General features: G+C 55.5%; 13 protein-coding genes. 8 read left to right on the forward strand and 5 right to left on the reverse strand.

Translation table 11 applies throughout. The annotated features are described in order from the left end of the window. Positions 1-9: 9 nt before the first annotated feature. On the reverse strand, positions 10-1,263 hold the full coding sequence (locus AC6IZD_RS12965) for a VWA domain-containing protein (RefSeq protein WP_497783736.1): 1,254 nt from the start codon (positions 1,261-1,263) through the stop codon (positions 10-12). 182 nt (positions 1,264-1,445) lie between these two features. On the opposite strand from AC6IZD_RS12965, the gene AC6IZD_RS12970 reads away from it, so the two are divergent. Next, positions 1,446-2,042 carry a hypothetical protein gene (locus AC6IZD_RS12970; RefSeq protein ID WP_497783737.1) on the forward strand — a complete coding sequence of 199 codons (597 nt, stop codon included), beginning with the start codon at positions 1,446-1,448 and terminating at the stop codon, positions 2,040-2,042. A 35-nt stretch (positions 2,043-2,077) separates the two neighbouring features. On the opposite strand, the gene AC6IZD_RS12975 is transcribed toward AC6IZD_RS12970, so the two are convergent. Both AC6IZD_RS12975 and AC6IZD_RS12980 read right to left on the reverse strand, forming a co-directional pair. Beyond that, complete coding sequence (locus tag AC6IZD_RS12975; RefSeq protein WP_497783738.1) at positions 2,078-2,551, reverse strand: hypothetical protein; 474 nt, start codon at positions 2,549-2,551, stop codon at positions 2,078-2,080. A gap of 211 nt (positions 2,552-2,762) precedes the next feature. After that, the gene (locus AC6IZD_RS12980; RefSeq protein ID WP_497783739.1) at positions 2,763-3,596 is read right to left on the reverse strand and encodes a hypothetical protein; all 834 of its coding nucleotides are present in this window, start codon (positions 3,594-3,596) and stop codon (positions 2,763-2,765) included. Positions 3,597-4,534: 938 nt separating this feature from the next. On the opposite strand from AC6IZD_RS12980, the gene AC6IZD_RS12985 reads away from it, so the two are divergent. The 4 genes from AC6IZD_RS12985 to AC6IZD_RS13000 all read left to right on the forward strand — a co-directional run bounded on the left by AC6IZD_RS12985 (position 4,535) and on the right by AC6IZD_RS13000 (position 9,904). Continuing rightward, positions 4,535-4,861: a methyltransferase family protein gene (locus AC6IZD_RS12985; protein ID WP_497783740.1), complete on the forward strand. Its 327-nt coding sequence runs from the start codon at positions 4,535-4,537 to the stop codon at positions 4,859-4,861. Positions 4,862-4,900: 39 nt separating this feature from the next. Continuing rightward, a complete protein-coding gene (locus tag AC6IZD_RS12990) occupies positions 4,901-6,223 on the forward strand; it encodes an FtsX-like permease family protein (RefSeq protein ID WP_497783741.1) in 1,323 nt (440 codons plus the stop codon). 238 nt (positions 6,224-6,461) lie between these two features. Further along, complete coding sequence (locus tag AC6IZD_RS12995; protein WP_497783742.1) at positions 6,462-7,193, forward strand: ABC transporter ATP-binding protein; 732 nt, start codon at positions 6,462-6,464, stop codon at positions 7,191-7,193. A gap of 254 nt (positions 7,194-7,447) precedes the next feature. Continuing rightward, the gene (locus AC6IZD_RS13000; RefSeq protein WP_497783743.1) at positions 7,448-9,904 is read left to right on the forward strand and encodes an ATP-dependent Clp protease ATP-binding subunit; all 2,457 of its coding nucleotides are present in this window, start codon (positions 7,448-7,450) and stop codon (positions 9,902-9,904) included. A 65-nt stretch (positions 9,905-9,969) separates the two neighbouring features. Here the strand turns inward: AC6IZD_RS13000 and AC6IZD_RS13005 are convergent, their stop codons facing one another. Further along, positions 9,970-10,782: a manganese catalase family protein gene (locus tag AC6IZD_RS13005; protein WP_497783744.1), complete on the reverse strand. Its 813-nt coding sequence runs from the start codon at positions 10,780-10,782 to the stop codon at positions 9,970-9,972. Positions 10,783-10,947: 165 nt separating this feature from the next. Between AC6IZD_RS13005 and AC6IZD_RS13010 the strand changes: the two genes are divergently transcribed. The 3 genes from AC6IZD_RS13010 (at position 10,948) to dxs (ending at position 14,758) form a co-directional block, all read left to right on the forward strand. After that, positions 10,948-11,223, forward strand: a complete 276-nt coding sequence (locus AC6IZD_RS13010; protein ID WP_497787586.1) for a glutaredoxin family protein — start codon at positions 10,948-10,950, stop codon at positions 11,221-11,223. A 178-nt stretch (positions 11,224-11,401) separates the two neighbouring features. Beyond that, positions 11,402-12,748, forward strand: a complete 1,347-nt coding sequence (purB, locus tag AC6IZD_RS13015) for an adenylosuccinate lyase (RefSeq protein WP_497783745.1) — start codon at positions 11,402-11,404, stop codon at positions 12,746-12,748. 114 nt (positions 12,749-12,862) lie between these two features. Beyond that, positions 12,863-14,758: a 1-deoxy-D-xylulose-5-phosphate synthase gene (gene dxs, locus AC6IZD_RS13020; protein WP_497783746.1), complete on the forward strand. Its 1,896-nt coding sequence runs from the start codon at positions 12,863-12,865 to the stop codon at positions 14,756-14,758. On the opposite strand, the gene AC6IZD_RS13025 is transcribed toward dxs, so the two are convergent. Continuing rightward, positions 14,752-16,215, reverse strand: a complete 1,464-nt coding sequence (locus AC6IZD_RS13025) for a M48 family metalloprotease (RefSeq protein ID WP_497783747.1) — start codon at positions 16,213-16,215, stop codon at positions 14,752-14,754. The genes dxs and AC6IZD_RS13025 overlap by 7 nt on opposite strands. Positions 16,216-16,261 lie beyond the last annotated feature (46 nt).

Here is a 16,261-nt window from a genome sequence, read left to right on the forward strand (position 1 = left end):
AAGCCGTTTTTACTCGACTTCGTGCTTGGCTGTGTAGCCCTCTCTGTATAGCAGTATGGGCTTCACGTCCTTGCCTTTCTGATCCTTCACTACCAGAGCTTTGTCTGTTCCCGGTTGGACAAGCTCGACCTTTAGCTTCCGGTAGCTCCCGTCGAGTTTGGGATTTGTGGGCCGATACGTGATCGTGTACTGGTTCCGTACCGCCGCGGCGATCTCGCGGAAATCCTCCGGCAGTTCGGCCTCAAACCGCGGGTTGAACCATCGTCCGCCCGTCATCTTGGCGAAGGTACTCATCTGGTTGTCAGCCTGAAGGTAATCAAGCTCGCGGAGCGATGAGCCCATTCCGCCACCGCTGCGGGCTTCCATGTAGGTGCGCCACAAGAATCCAGTACTAATCGAGTAGATCGTGACATTGGGCGTCGCTTTGATCTTCTTCAGAATCTTGTCGTAATTGATTTTGCTGAACGTGTCTCTACCGCTGCTGACGAGAATGACTTCCTTGCGTCCCTCGATGCGCTCAAGCCTGTCCAGAGTGTCATAGAGTGCGTCGAACAGGTTGGTTTCGCTGAAGCCCGGAATACGCAGGGTATTCAGTGCACCGTAGATCGCTTGCTTGTCATTCGTGAAGTCCACCAGGATGCTGGGCTTCATGTCGTACTGAATCACCGCAACGTAGTCGTTCTTCTCTAACTGGTCGGTGAAGGCATAGGAGGCGCGCAGTGCGTCATAGAGAAACTGCCTGCGGCTAACTTCGAAAGCCGGCGTGGAAGCAAACTCAACGAGCAAAACCGCAGTAAAACCGCCCTTCGTGAGCCCAAAGCTCTGAATGGGTTGGACGACGTTGTCCTCAAGTACCCGGAAGTGCTGCTTCTGCAGTCCAGGAATGAATTGCCCGTCCTTGGTCAGCACCAGCGCGTCCACGGTTACCAGCGGTACATCAACGTTGATGGAATAGCTTGGCATCCCCTCAGTCGGCTTCGGCGCTGGCGGCGGTGCGGGCTTCGCCTGCTGACGGTCGGGATTCACTTTGGGGATGGCATACGGCCCGGTGTCGCTCTGCGGACCACCAGCTTCAGGCGGGACTTGTTGTTTTTGGGAGTTCTGATTCTGCGCACCAGAACTGCTCGAATCTTGTGTCGCTGAGGTGGTGCTCTGGGCTGTTAAATTTCCGGGTGCGATTGCGAGACAAGCGACGACGACGGCGAGCCCGCAGATTGAACTAAGTTTCCAGACCTTGGAAGTGAAGCTCTTTCCCACGGACATAGTATGTGCATCCCCGGAGGACTCCAGCAGAGTCTTTGGTATTATAGATGCACCATCTCCACGGATCAGAAATTCTGCCTCGCGCCAACCGTGCGGTTCGCAAACCCAAGTAAGGACAGCCTAACTCCCGCTCTACCCAAGCACACTGAGTGGCTATCCCGAGCACGTCCGAATAACGTGCCGTGTTCTCCAACGTTCTGCTGCTGAAAGTGGGCACTCCAGATTCGACTGCCTTTACAGTCCTGAGTTCCGGACACGATGATGGCGGACAAACCCCGGGTTTCGGGGGAGGCATCCTAAGTCAAGCGTTGAATCCCGCGCGAAAGGCTATTGGAGGAATTATGAAGGCACGCTGGATCTTCGTTCCACTTCTATGCCTCGCGCTGCTACCGCTATCGGCAGTGGCGCAATACGTTGGCCCATCGCCTTACCCACAGGAACCCGCCCCGCCACCTCACGATCGCGACCATGATCGAGACCGCGATAGGGACCACAGAGATCGAGACGATAGAGATCGGGACGACAGAGACAGGAATCGCGACTGGGAACACGACAGGCGGTTTGAAGGCCGCAATCCCGGCTATCGCCAAGGATTCCGTGATGGAATTGGTGACGGCCGCGCTGACCGCGATGCCCATCGTCGTTGGCATTATGGCCTCGGCTATAAACATCCAGATCGTGGATACCGCAATGAATTCGGCAATCGGGGCGACTACAAGCGCGACTATCGCAGCGGATACGAGGAAGGATACCGCGAAGGTTACGGCCAGCGCCGCTGAACTGCAAAGGGGCCGTGATTCACGGCCCCCCAGGATCATGCACTCTTTTCGTCGTCGATATGAAACTTTTCTCTAAGATCCAGGGCCACGGGATCGCGGGCAATTGCAGGAAACAATTTCTTCAAAGTGCGATCGATTCGCGCTGTGCAGTCCAGCACCATTGCCTTGTGCTCGCAATCTCCGTCGCCGTAGTGGGCAAGAACGATCACCTCGAGCGAGTTGCGGATCGCATGATTTAGCTCAGCCACTCGTCGAATTTCATCTGCGATGATCTGTCGCCGTTCCAGAACCCCGAGCAGCAAAATCCATAGCGCAAAACCTGCGCCAATACCTACTATTGTCGCCTGTAGTGCTGCATGCAAATTCGGGGCGATATGCACTGTAAGCAACCAGCGCGAGACCAGAAACTCGAACATCCCAAAAAAGAAAGTGATCGCAGCCACCGCGACCCATAACCGGCGCCGACGCTCGAGCACATACACAAGCACCTTCGAAAGAGTCGGGCGCATAGCTCCCCCTCTAACCAGGAGACCCATCCCTGAGGCGAGTTCCCGCCGATGAACTTCGCATGGTAAAAGTCACCCACGCCCACTCTCGTGGCGAGATGACAGGAGCCGGCATCAACTATCACCAGAACTCGCATTTATAGCGAGTTACCACTTTAGTGTCGGTGACTGCTATCACGGTTTGGGGTGATTGCGGTACTCCGGTCAACGCGACTCAATATGAAGCCGTCAGCGTGACGTTGTCGAGCCAGACATTGTATGGCGTCTGCTTGTAGTCCCCATCCAATTGGAAAGCCACATTCAGGTCACTCGAATTCCAGTTTGGCTGCGGATTGAGATAGATATCGACAGGGTACGTATTACTGTCCACTGTGACGCTGATGTAATGCACCTGGTTGTTAATCCGCTCGAACTCCCATTTCAGATGGTGCCACTCGTTCGACGAAAGTTGCGGACAAGGCGCAGAGGATCTAACCCATTTCTGCCCCTTCGGATCCCATACGTCCCATTTGTGAGTGTTCAGGAAACTGCATTCCGTGCCCCACGTGTAACGCAATCCTTGAAAGCTTTGGTTCAGGTCGAACTCAAGCGCCTCGGACACCGCCGCATTATCCATATAGAAATCCATCTCATACGTGAAACGTGACAGCAGAGTGCCACCGCCCACCGACACCCACCACAGTGCATTGGAATATCCTTTCGGACCACCAATCGTGAATTTGGTCGAGGAGCCACTCAGAGACGGCGAGGTCTGATTCAACACTTGAGTCGATGTTGCGTTTCCCAATCCGCTAGCGCAAGGCTGCCCGCCACGCGTCGCAGTACACCAAAGCCAATCAGGCAGCTTCTGCAGTTGGCTCATTACTGTGGGCGATACCTGTCCATTCACACTTATCGATACGGGCGTCGCAGCAAGCTGGTTGTTCTTGACGTCGTATGCGGCGAGCGTGATTTGGTGCTGTCCCTCAGGCAGGAAGATCCATTTGTTCTCGTACGGCGCGGCGAGACTATCGAAAACGCTGGTGTTGCCATCGAGTAGCAATCTCATGTGATCAACGTTTTGAACTTCGCCAGGAGATCCACCAATAAGAACCGGAGATGTGACGCTAGCTGCCGCGGGAATCGTAATAGCAGGTCCACCGGACGAATTAGTGGTTGTCGCTGGAGTCGGGGTCGCAGACGGTGCAGTGGTGGGAGTGGATGCGCTTGAAGCTACTTGACCGGTTCCGCAACTTGCAAGGACGATAAGCAAACTACCGAGAAGTCCGCCTGCGCAAGCTCGCATAAAGGGCGCGCAGGAAGCTCCAGAATGAGCGTCGCAACTCATTGGGTTACTACCTCACATAAAGTTGGTGGCTCTTGAGTAGATGTGCGACAACATTCGCAGGCTGTACCATCCGTCGGCGGAAAAAGAACGACCGAACAGTTCTCGCGCTCACGAGCACTCCACGCCAATTCTCATCATTTGAGGACTAACTCGAACTAAGATGTGAGCGATGATTTTTGATTAGCCATTCATTGCGCTATGACGCTTTGTTTGCGCGCAGTTCATCCGCTGCATTCGTTCCGATGTCCTTGCTGATGGATACTGCGCAATCTATATTGCTTAGCACGTTGCAATACTGCTCGTCTGCTCAGAGCCTCTGCAATACTTTTTAGAGCAACTGTCTTGAGTTTACGGGAGGAGTTCCTGACACGCACTCGTCAAGCTGTCCATTCAGGTGCACGCTTATGATGCACCTGCTCCGACTTGCATCGTGGCTAGCGTGAGGTATCTACGCGACGATCCCCGCCTACTGGATGATGGTGCATCCATTCGCACAACGCTGGCGCAAAGCTCGGCGCAAGTTGGCAATACTTGGACCGCTGTGGCTGATGACGTGGTGCATAGCATGGGCAGTCTCCTTTCCATGGCGAGAGACTATGCTTTATGAGAGCTATCAATCATGGCTCGCAGCATTTCCGTTGTGGGCGGTTTCTATACTTATGTATGTCAATACAGTACGTGAGTTCTCTCTGATGCGCGTTATTGGCAAGCCCGAGTTGGACCCACAGCACGACAGGAATGAACTGATCACCTCCGGCGTGCACCGCATAGTTCGACATCCCATGTACCTCGGGCACGTCTGCACCATGCTAGGGTTCGCAATCGGGGCCGGGACTCTGGCGTGCTGGGGTCTATTGGCCTCTGCTCTGATCACTGGAGCCGTGATGATTGCGTTTGAGGAGCGTGAACTTCATTCACGTTTTGGCGCAGGCTGGGAATCTTACTGCGAAAAGACTCCAGCAATTCTCCCACTTCCTAAACACTGACGAGACGCTCATTCCCCTTCAGCTTCTATAATCAGGAATATGCGCTTTGAAGTTTTTATCGCCGCCAGGTACCTCCGTGCTAAGCGACGCCAAGCGGTGATTGGAGTCATAACGGCCATCTCGATTCTCGGTGTCGCTGCCGGAGTCGCGTCGCTCATCATTGCTCTAGCCATCAATAACGGCTTCCGCGAAGACATGCAGCAACGCCTTCTCGGCTCGACGTCGCACGTCAACCTTATGCGAGTCGAGAACGACGGCATTCACGACTACGCTGCCTTAAAGGATCGGCTGGAAAAAGTTCCTCACGTGCAGGCTGCTGCCCCTGCGGTGTATGAGCAGGTTCTGATTTCACGCGGAGCGCAAGCCAATGGGGCTGTGCTGAAAGGGATCGTTCCTGCCGATGAGAGACGCGTAACTGCTCTGCTCAACACAGTGCACGAGGGCAGCGCACAGCCGCTGACCGATGCTCAGGACCGACATCAGCAGGAGGCACAGGCCCCACCATCGCCGACCAATTCGGTTGACTCGGATCCTTCCTCTCTGCAAGGCGCCGCCGACCGGATCGCGTCTATGCCGCCCATAGTTCTAGGAAAGGATCTGGCACAGAATCTGGGAGCGACCGTCGGCTCAGTCGTGCTTGTCACAAGTCCACAAGGTGAGTTGACACCCTTCGGCATGGTTCCCCGGTACATGCGATTCAAAGTGGTTGGAGTGTTCCAATCCGGTTTCTATGACTACGACTCGACCTGGGCTTTGTGCTCTCTGGCCGACTCTCAGCAGTTATTCAGCCTTGGGGACATCGCCAGCGTTCTTGAATTCAAAGTTGACGATATCTACAAAGCGGGATCAATCGGCAACCAGATCGAGGCTGCGGCAGGCAAAGGCTTCCAAACCACGAACTGGATGGATCAGAATCGCGCGCTCTTCCGCGCTCTGCGATTGGAGCGGGTTGTCACATTCATCACCATCGGACTAATCGTGTTCGTAGCGGCGCTGAACATCCTCATCTCACTGATAATGATGGTTATGGAAAAGACCCGCGATATCGCCGTCCTGGTATCGATGGGAGCCCGACGTGAGCAGGTCCGCCGCATTTTTATCTGGCAGGGATTGCTTATAGGCATCATTGGTACTGCTCTGGGGCTGATCGTTGGTTGCACAGTCGCCGTGCTTGCCGGGCACTATCACTGGATCACCCTTTCCGCCGAGGTGTACGCCATAGACTATGTACCTTTTGCACCCCGGATCATCGATGCGGTGATTGTTGCTGTCGTTTCGCTTGCAATCAGCTTCATAGCAACGGTCTATCCATCGCAGTCAGCCGCCCGCGTGTTGCCGGCCGAAGCGTTGCGATACGAGTAGAGGACGGCTCTGCCGCCCCGGATTTCGGGACGGGAGGTCCCGTTTCATCTGTCATCATCCCGATACGGAGCCAATTTGGCTCCGTATCGGTTTTGGAACTCATCGCTCGGTAATCACCGAATCCGGGTTCCCCATCGTGCTCTAATGAATAGGCAAGTCGGTCAGAAACGAAGTCGCAAGTTCACCAGTAAAAACAATCGTTTGCACTGCTTTGAATTTGCACCAGGGAGAACGTAGGGTGCATCCAATAGGAAAAGACGAGATCCTCCGAGTCGAGGGTCTTCGCAAGGTTTATCCCTCAGGGACAACAGACCTTGTGCTCTTTGACAACCTGTCTTTCCGAGTTCGTGAAGGCGAAATGCTGGCGATCGTAGGCCAAAGTGGGGCGGGCAAGTCGTCTCTGTTGCATATTCTGGGCGCACTCGACACGGCTAGTGACGGCGAGGTTTTCTTCAGCAACATCCGCTTGACTTCCTTGTCCGAGGTTGACGCCGCTGAATTTCGCAATCGGCAAATCGGGTACGTATGGCAGTTTCATTACCTGCTTCCTGAGTTTACGGCCCTTGAGAATGTGGCGATGCCGTTGTACCTTCGCGGCGAAAGCCGTCGCAAAGCAGAGGCCGAAGCAGCCAAATGGCTGGACGAGGTAGGGTTGGCGGATCGAGGCCACCATCGTTCCGGAGAACTTTCTGGCGGCGAGCAACAAAGGGTGTCGCTGGCAAGGGCTTTAGTAACGTCTCCCCGGATGTTGTTAGCCGATGAGCCGACTGGGGATCTTGATAATCGAACGGCCGAGTCCGTTTTCGAACTGATATCGAGACTCCACACCGACTACAGTTTGACGTCAATCATTGTCACGCACAATCTGACGTTCGCAAGCCGTTGTGGGCGGGTTCTTTCATTGCAGGGCGGCACTGTTACCGAAGTTAGACCCGAGTCATTATCGTCATCCCCGGGTTCATTGCCTTAGCGGTCATTTAGTGGCATATTGGCGTAACACTCACGAGCTGCGGATCAAAGAAACACTGGCCGCCCTTTTTCGCGGCAGCAAAAAAGACAGGGTGTAGTATTTTTTCCGATCGGCATTTCGTCGATCGGTCGGAATCCGCCAAGCGGATTCTGTCACGGTCCTCGGAGGAGGTTCTCCGGTGGTACCAGGGGTGGGGCAGGAGAAGGTCGCCCGTCATCGGTAATGGCCGAGGCGGAGGGACTTGGAGATACAAAATGTTTGAACGGTACACCGAAAAAGCAAGGCGCGTGATTTTCTTCGCACGTTATGAAGCCAGCCAGTTTGGCTCTCCGTATATTGAAACGGAGCACCTTCTGCTTGGTCTGCTGCGCGAAGACAAGGCGCTGACCAATCGCTTTCTACGCCAGCATTCCTCGGTGGACTCTATCCGTAAGCAGATTGAAGCCCACACGACGGTTCGGGAGAAGGTGTCTACCAGCGTCGATCTGCCGCTCAGCAATGAGTGCAAGCGCGTGCTTGCGTATGCCTCGGAAGAAGCCGAGCGACTAAGTCACAAGCACATCGGCACCGAGCATCTTCTGCTTGGCCTGTTGCGCGAAGAGAAGTGCTTCGCTGCAGAAATTCTGGCCGAGCGCGGTCTTAAGCTTGCCGCCATCCGTGAAGAATTGCAGCGCACAACGCAGGAAAAGGTGCAGCAACAGCCACAACGCGCCGCAAACCGCGAGTCCTCATTGCTTGCGGAGTTCTCGCGCGACCTGACGCAGGCCGCGATGGAGAACCAGCTTGACCCGCTTGTGGGTCGCGATGGCGAAGTGGACCGTACTATTCAGATTCTATGCCGCCGCACGAAGAACAATCCGGTGCTGATCGGCGAGCCCGGCGTGGGCAAGACGGCAATCGTCGAAGGTCTGGCGCAGCGCATCGCCGACGGCGAAGTACCATCATTCCTCGCCGACAAGCGCGTGCTCGCCCTCGATCTTTCGCTGATCGTCGCTGGCACCAAGTATCGCGGTCAATTTGAAGAGCGGCTCAAGACGATCATGAAGGAGTTGATCGAGAATCAGAACTCCATCATCTTCATCGACGAGCTACACACGCTAGTAGGCGCGGGCTCGGCAGAAGGTTCGCTCGACGCCGCCAACATCCTGAAGCCCGCCCTGTCTCGCGGCGAGATTCAGTGCATTGGCGCGACGACACCTGGTGAGTATCGCAAGTCGATCGAGAAGGATCGTTCGCTTGAGCGCCGCTTCCAGGCCGTGAAAGTGCCGCCGCCAAACGAGTCGGACTCGATCAAGATCCTGATGGGGATCAAGGACCGCTACGAGAAATTCCACGCGGTCAGCTACACGGACGAGTCCATCAACTTCGCGGTGTCGCATTCGAACCGCTACATCCCGGATCGCTTCCTGCCCGATAAGGCCATTGACCTCATCGACGAAGCGGGTGCGCGCGTCAAACTGCGGCAGTCCGCTTTGCCTGAAGAGATCACTGAGGTACAGAAGCGAATCAAGTTCATCGTTCATCGCATGGAAAACGCCATCGCGAACCATGAGTTTGAGAAGGCTCGTTTCTATTCCGATGAAGAACGCAAGGAGCGCGAGAACCTGCGTGCCCTTCGCGAGAAATTCCACCTTGACGAAAGCTCCACGGGAATTGTGCAGCGCGAGGACATCGAAGAAGTCGTGTCCCGCTGGACGGGTGTTCCGGTAGCGGCAATTAAGGAAGAAGAGTCGGCAAAGCTGTTGCGCATTGAAGAGGAACTGCACAAGCGTGTGATCTCGCAGGCAAAGGCCATTTCGGCTCTAGCCCGTGCAATCCGTCGCTCGCGTGCAGGGCTCAAAAATCCAGGACGTCCGATTGGCTCGTTCCTGTTCCTCGGCCCGACCGGCGTCGGCAAGACCGAAGTCGCAAGGACCCTGGCGCAGTTCATGTTCGGCAGCGAGAAGAGCCTGATTCGCTTCGATATGTCGGAGTACATGGAAAAGCATTCGGTCAGCAAGTTGATCGGCTCGCCTCCGGGATACGTGGGTTACGAAGAGGGTGGTCAGCTTACCGAGCGCGTAAAGCGTGCACCGTATTCGGTTGTGCTGCTCGACGAAATCGAGAAGGCGCACCCGGATGTGTTCAACATCCTGTTGCAGGTCTTTGAAGACGGTCAGTTGACGGACGGTCTCGGCAATACCGTGGACTTCAAGAACGTCATTCTGATCATGACCTCCAACATTGGTGCTCGGCACATGATCAAGCGCGAAGGTCTGGGCTTCTCGTCGAACAAGGACGAGAACATCAGCGAGAAGGTCGAGGAGATGGTACGGAGCGAGGTCAAGAAGACCTTCAATCCGGAATTCCTCAACCGTCTGGATGAAGTCGTGATCTTCAACGCCCTGAGCGAGCAGGATCTGAACCAGATCGTCGAACTCATGGTCACGCAGTTGAACCACAACCTGGCGCAGCGCGCGATCACGATAACTGTCACAGAAGACGCCCGCAAGTGGATTCTGGACAAGACGATCACCGACCGCAGCTACGGCGCTCGTCCTCTGCGCAGGGCTCTCCAGAAGTACGTGGAGGATCCTTTGTCCGAGGCGTTAATCCAGGGCAGCATCAAGACGCGTCCGGCGTTTGTCGAGGTCTACCTCGAGAACAACCAGCTTTTCTATCGCGAAGTAGGCGAAGAGAAGACGGACGGCGCTCTGCTCTGCAACAACTAACGCGTCTGAGGCAAAGAAACGCCGCTGGAGCAATCCAGCGGCGTTTCTTTGCCCATTAACAATTGTTAGCTAGCCCGTTTGCGTGGCGACCTATCACCTACCGGCCGCGAGTCAGCCGGAGATATCTTTTCGGACCCGGGAACCGGCTTATAAGCCTTGGTGTCGAGCCCATCACCGTCGAAGATCGGAGACTCAACCAGTTGCAACCCAGCATGCTTCACGATCTGTGTAGCATTCTCTTCCCCGAGTTCCTCATCCACCCCCGTGGAGTCATTGAAGAATTGATCGACCAAGCCCGGAGTCGGTGCAATGGTGCCGATGGAGAAGGCGGGCTTGTCCATGGTCTCCAGCGCGGCAGTGAACGCCTTCATGTGGGTGATTTCGCGGGTCATCAGGAACTGCAAAGCTTCCTTGGAACCAGTATCATCGGTGAAGTTAATTAGTCGTTCATAAACGATTTTGGCACGGGCCTCGGCAGCGATATTGCTTCGAAGGTCAACAGCGAGGTCGCCGGTAATCTTGAGATAGTCGGCAGTCCATGGATCGCCCATGGAATTAAACAGTGCGACGCCACCGCCGCCCGCGATTGAGACAAGGGGATCAGCCTCGGCCGCCTGCCGTCCCGTCTTCATCGGCTGCAGGTGCATCCGGATAAGCGCGCCAACAACTTCAAGATGGCTGAGTTCCTCGGTACCGATATCCATGAGCAGATCTTTGCGCTCGGCATCTTCGCAGTTGAATCCCTGAATGGAGTATTGCATTGCAGCGGCAAGTTCCCCGTTTGCGCCGCCAAACTGTTCCAGAAGCATGTTGCCGAACCTGGGATCCGCTTCGCCGATTCTCACGGTGTACATCAGCTTTTTTACGTGATGGTACATATGGCTCCTTGTGGGCGATTTCTCCTTTGAGAGGGTTTGGAGCCAAGCCACGTTGCACGCGAGAGGTGTCAAACAGGTTAAAGATTCAGCAATATACAACATAAAAAATCTGCGACACTGACCCGGTATTTTGAAACTTCTCTCACGTGAGGACATCTATTGAGTATGCAACTGCTTGTGTATTCGGCCCCCTGGTGCTACGACTGCCGCGAAGCGAAGCGCTTCCTCGACAAGAACAAGATTCCCTACACGGAAATCAACATTGAGACCACTCCCGGCGCAGCCGAAGAGGTCATCCGGCACACGGGCAAGCGCGCGATTCCGCAGTTTGTGGTTGACGGCAAATGGGTACAGCCTTATCGCCCAGGCCGAGGTTTCCTCTATGAAGAGATGAGCGAGTTGCTCGGCGTTTCAGAAGACAACGCCACAAGTCTGCGTTAAGCAGCAAAGTTTGCACGGCCCGGTTCCCTTTTCCGCCGGCACCAGACAAGTTCAAGAGAAAAGGACCTCCTGTATGAGGCCGGGACGCTCCCGGCCTTCTTTTTTGCCCACACGATCCTCTCTTCGTGGGCATCCGGTTGATAAAATAGATAATTCAGCCCTCAGATAGGAGTTCGTCTTGATACCTCGCTACACGCGCCCAGAAATGGGGAAGATTTGGAGTGACGAAAACAAGTTCCGCACCTGGTTGCAGGTCGAGGTCGCGGCCAGCGAAACCTTGGCAGAAGCAGGCATTGTGCCGGAAGCTGCGGCCCGCGCCATTCGTGACAAGGGTGCTGCATTTGAAGTCGCCCGCATTCACGAGGTTGAAGCAGAGGTGAAGCACGACGTGATTGCCTTCACCACGGCCGTGGCGGAGAAAGTCGGGCCAGAATCTCGATGGCTACACTACGGACTGACCTCCAATGACGTAGTGGATACAGCGCAGGCACTTCTTGTGCAGCAGGCGTCCGTCATTTTGAGAGCGGATATCGAGAAATTCCTGGAAGTTCTCGAGCGTCGCGCCTTCGAGTTCCGACATACACCGCAAATCGGACGCACTCACGGAGTCCACGCCGAGCCCATCACTTTCGGACTGAAGATCGCCAATTGGTACAGCGAGATGAAGCGCAACCTTGAACGCTTTGATTTCGCTACAGGGCAGATGCGGGTCGGCAAGCTGAGTGGAGCGGTCGGTAACGGTGCGCACCTTGATCCAAAGTATGAAGAGCTAATTTGCAACCGGCTCGGGCTAGAGCCTGCTGCGGTGTCGTCACAAGTTATCCAGCGTGATCGTCATGCCTTCTACGTCGCAACGCTCGCAGTGATCTCCTGTACGCTCGACAAGATCGCGACCGAGGTTCGTCATCTGCAAAAGACCGAAGTACGCGAAGCGGAGGAGTACTTCAGCGAGAAGCAGAAGGGGTCTTCGGCCATGCCGCACAAGCGAAATCCGGTCACGTGCGAACAGATCTCCGGTTTGTCGCGGGTTATTCGCGGCAACGTGCAGGCCGCATTTGATGACGTTGCACTGTGGCACGAGCGCGACATCTCGCACTCCTCCGTGGAGCGTGTCATTCTGCCGGATTCGACGATTCTCCTTGATTACCTGCTTGCCAAGACGACCTACATTGTCGACACAATGCTCGTCTATCCGGAGCGCATGTTGCGCAACTTGAACTCGACGGGCGGACTTGTGTTTAGCGGTCAATTGCTGCTCGATCTGGTGGAAGCCGGGGTGCTTCGTGAGGACGCATACCGTATCGTGCAACGCAATGCGATGAAGGCATGGCGGGAGGAAAAGAACTTTCGAGAACTGGTCTCCTCCGACCCCGAGATAACCTCGAAGGTTCCCAAGGAGACGCTGGATTACGCTTTTGACCTTAACCGTCAATTGCGAAACGTGGACAAGATATTCGAACGCGTATTTCCGAAGCAGGAATCAGCAGCAGGTCAGAGCAGCGCGTCATCCACAACTAGGAGCTGACCTCAGTCAGAGCAAGTCACTGATATGGAAGGCGCGAACGGAACGCGCCTTTCGCATTTTCACTTCCAAGCAGCCGCACAGAAAAGGTATTAGGCAGTAACATAGTCGATCAGCATGACGCAGATTCTTGACGATATTCATTCCCCAGCCGACGTTAAGCGCCTTTCTCTCCTCGAACTGAACCAGCTTGCCGAGGAGATTCGCAACGAACTCATCACGGTGCTTGCTCGCAACGGCGGCCACCTCGGCCCCAATCTTGGGGTCGTCGAACTGACGATCGCCATGCATTACGTCTTCGACACGCCCGAGGACCACTTCCTCTTCGACGTGAGCCACCAGGCATACGTCCACAAATTGCTGACCGGACGGCGCGATCGCTTCTCCACGATCCGCACGCCGGGTGGTCTGAATGGCTTCATGCTTCGAACCGAAAGTGAACACGACAGCTACGGCGCGGGACATGCAGGCACAGCCCTTTCTGCTGCGCTGGGAATGGCCGTTGCACGAGATCGGCTGGGGGGCAAAGAGCATGTTGTAGCACTCGCCGGAGATGCTGCGTTCACCTGCGGAATTACGCACGAGGCGCTGAACAATATTGCTTCGCAAACTAAGCGTCTCATTATCGTGCTGAACGATAACAAGTGGTCGATTGATAAGAACGTAGGCGCCATCGCGACCTACTTCAACAAGATCGTCACTACGCCGCAATATCACCGACTGTATGAGCGCGCGGCCAAACTGGTCGAAAAAGTGGGCGGAAAGTCCGCTGCGCAGGTTGCGCGAAAAGCCGAAGAGGCCGCCAAGAGCATGCTCTGGCCATCGGTGATCTTTGAAGAATTTGGCCTGAAGTACTACGGGCCTACAGATGGGCACGACATCGCAACACTGATCCGCACGTTCCAGTTCCTTAAAAAGCTCGAACGCCCAGTGATCTTGCATGTAATAACGCAGAAGGGCAAGGGCTTTGAGCCTGCGATGGAGAAGCAGAAGAAGTTTCACGGGCTCGGACCTTACAATCCGGAGACTGGCGAAACCAAACCGCTCAGCCAACGCACCTACTCCGAAGTCTTCGCCGATTCCCTGTCGCAATTGGCCAAGAACGATAAACGCGTCATCGCCATCACGGCTGCAATGCCTAATGGAACCGCGCTCGATCGATTCCGTGCCGTGCATCCGGACAAGTACTACGACGTTGGAATCGCCGAAGAGCATGCAGTGCTGTTTGCCGCGGGAATGGCTACGAAGGGATTCAAGCCGTTTGTCGCGATCTACTCCACCTTCTTGCAGCGAAGCTTCGATCAGATTGTTCACGATGTGTGCCTGCAGAATCTCCCGGTCATCTTCTGCATGGATCGCGGCAGCCTGAGTGGAGACGACGGCCCAACGCATCATGGTCTCTTCGACATCAGCTATCTGAGAGGTATTCCCAATCTCGTGCACATGAGCCCGAAGGACGAGGATGAACTCGCCGACATGTTGTACACGGCTTTGCAGCACAACGGACCGATTGCGATTCGCTATCCTCGCGGAGTTGGTCCCGGCACGCCGGTCAAGGACGAGCCTATCGCAATCCCGATTGGACAGGCGGAGTTACTGGAGCACAGCGGAAACGACCGCGTCGCAATCTTCTCGCTCGGAACAATGCTTCCGGTTGCACGTGAAATGGCCGAAGCCCTTGCGACAGAAGGCGTCTCCGCCGCTGTTGTCAATGCGCGTTTTGCCAAACCGCTCGACACCGACATGATTGCGCACTTTGCGCAGCGTGCCGAGATACTGGTCACCTTGGAAGATCACGTTCTCGCGGGAGGTTTTGGCAGCGCGGTCCTCGAAGAGTTGAACCGGGTAGGACTGAGCACACCAGTGATTCGCGTCGGCTGGCCCGATCAGTTCATCGAGCATGGGAAACCAGATGACCTGAAGAAGAAGTACGGGCTCACCGCAGAAGCTGCGCTTGCGCGCGTACGGCAGCAATTGAGCATTGCTGCCGTGCAGGGCTCATCGCGCTACTGAACGCGAAAGCTTCGCAGCATCCTCTGAAACGTCCCTTTCAGTTGTGAGTAGTCACGGTCGGGCGCGGTAAAGATCAATGCCACGCTCGATCCGCCTTCGCGCGGAATTGTCACTAGCCAGTCGCGCTCGCGCAAAGGACCGTTGCCTCCACGCAAAGGACTGTCCCCGACGAAATCGTAGGCGATCGCTTGCGTTCCATTGACGCGTAACCGGTTCGGGCCACCGATCACCTTCATCCCCGGATTACTCTGCACAATGTCATCAGCGAGCGCACGTGCCACTTCGCGCACGTCTCCCGCTTGCGATTCCGACCTCGTGGCGCGAATTGACAATCCGTATGCAATGGCTCCGTTCGATCCGACACCGGCTGGAGGAGCGACGATTATTCCTCCCTGACTGTTGGATAGTTCCCAGTTCGAAGGATAGTCAAATTCAACTCCGCTCTGCCGGAACTGACTCCATGAACCGGATGGACGAACCTGCTCATAGCTAACGCCCTCGATGCCTCCGGCGGACGGAGCTGAGGATGCAGCGCCGGAGTCCGGTCCTCCGAGATTCCAGGGGCCGCGATGATTTGCGATCTGTTGGGCCGTGAATGCGTGCATGTTGTCGGCGACTCGCTTCATCGAGACGAACTCAGCACTGTCCCTTCGCGGATAGCTTTTTGCCGGGAAACGCTGGATTGCCTGCCGCACGCTTTCAGCACGATTTCCAGGATTCGGGTGATCACTCAGGAACTGGATACTGTTGCCGCCCTGCTGTCCAAGCTTCTGGAAGAATTCAGCAAGAGCGTATGGATTGTAGCCAGCGTCGTACATGATCTGCGCGCCGAGCAAATCAGCCTCGCTCTCATCCTCGCGGGAATACTTCATTGAGATCGCTCCAGCACCAAGCTGGATAGCGCCCGAAGCAAGGTTCCCCGCCATTCCATTTCCAAGCAAAACGCCTGCGACAATTGCTCCCAGCGCGCCTAACGTTTGGGTCGTTTGCTGCTTTCCCGCGTCGCGAGCAGTGTGTTGCATTACGACGTGGGAGATTTCGTGCGCCATTACACCAGCAAGTTCGTCTTCGTTCGCAGACTGAATGCTCCCCAGATTTATGAAGATCGGGCCACCAGGAAGCGCAAAGGCGTTGATCTCTTTCTGCGCGATTACATGGAATTCAAAGGGCCAGGCGTATCCTGGTGCTCTCCGCGTCAATCGGGCGCCCATGCGCTGAACAAATCGCGTAACAGGACTACTGTCAGGCAACACAGGCATCTGCTTGTAAACTTCAGCGACAGCCTGGTGACCTACTTTGATCTGCTCTTCCGGACTGACACGGACGCCGCTCAGTTCGGGAACGACTCGTCCGTTCTCATCCTGACGGATGTGTTGCGCGATTGCGGCGGGGGATACAAGAGAGAGAACAACCGTGAGGACTACAGCTCGGAACATGTAGGGATAACGAAATCTCATCGCACTGGCCCCTCTCAATTGAATTTAGAATGCAAAACGCACTCTA

This window comes from Koromonas humicola, from assembly GCF_059726255.1.

Excerpts from the sequence above, each read along its gene's own strand:
- AC6IZD_RS12965 (WP_497783736.1), bottom strand. The coding sequence starts at position 1,263 with ATGTCCGTGGGAAAGAGCTTCACTTCCAAGGTCTGGAAACTTAGTTCA.
- AC6IZD_RS12975 (WP_497783738.1), bottom strand. The coding sequence starts at position 2,551 with ATGCGCCCGACTCTTTCGAAGGTGCTTGTGTATGTGCTCGAGCGTCGG.
- AC6IZD_RS12980 (WP_497783739.1), bottom strand. The coding sequence starts at position 3,596 with ATGAGATTGCTACTCGATGGCAACACCAGCGTTTTCGATAGTCTCGCC.
- AC6IZD_RS12985 (WP_497783740.1), top strand. The coding sequence starts at position 4,535 with ATGTATGTCAATACAGTACGTGAGTTCTCTCTGATGCGCGTTATTGGC.
- AC6IZD_RS12990 (WP_497783741.1), top strand. The coding sequence starts at position 4,901 with ATGCGCTTTGAAGTTTTTATCGCCGCCAGGTACCTCCGTGCTAAGCGA.
- AC6IZD_RS13000 (WP_497783743.1), top strand. The coding sequence starts at position 7,448 with ATGTTTGAACGGTACACCGAAAAAGCAAGGCGCGTGATTTTCTTCGCA.
- AC6IZD_RS13005 (WP_497783744.1), bottom strand. The coding sequence starts at position 10,782 with ATGTACCATCACGTAAAAAAGCTGATGTACACCGTGAGAATCGGCGAA.
- AC6IZD_RS13010 (WP_497787586.1), top strand. The coding sequence starts at position 10,948 with ATGCAACTGCTTGTGTATTCGGCCCCCTGGTGCTACGACTGCCGCGAA.
- dxs (WP_497783746.1), top strand. The coding sequence starts at position 12,863 with ATGACGCAGATTCTTGACGATATTCATTCCCCAGCCGACGTTAAGCGC.
- AC6IZD_RS13025 (WP_497783747.1), bottom strand. The coding sequence starts at position 16,215 with ATGAGATTTCGTTATCCCTACATGTTCCGAGCTGTAGTCCTCACGGTT.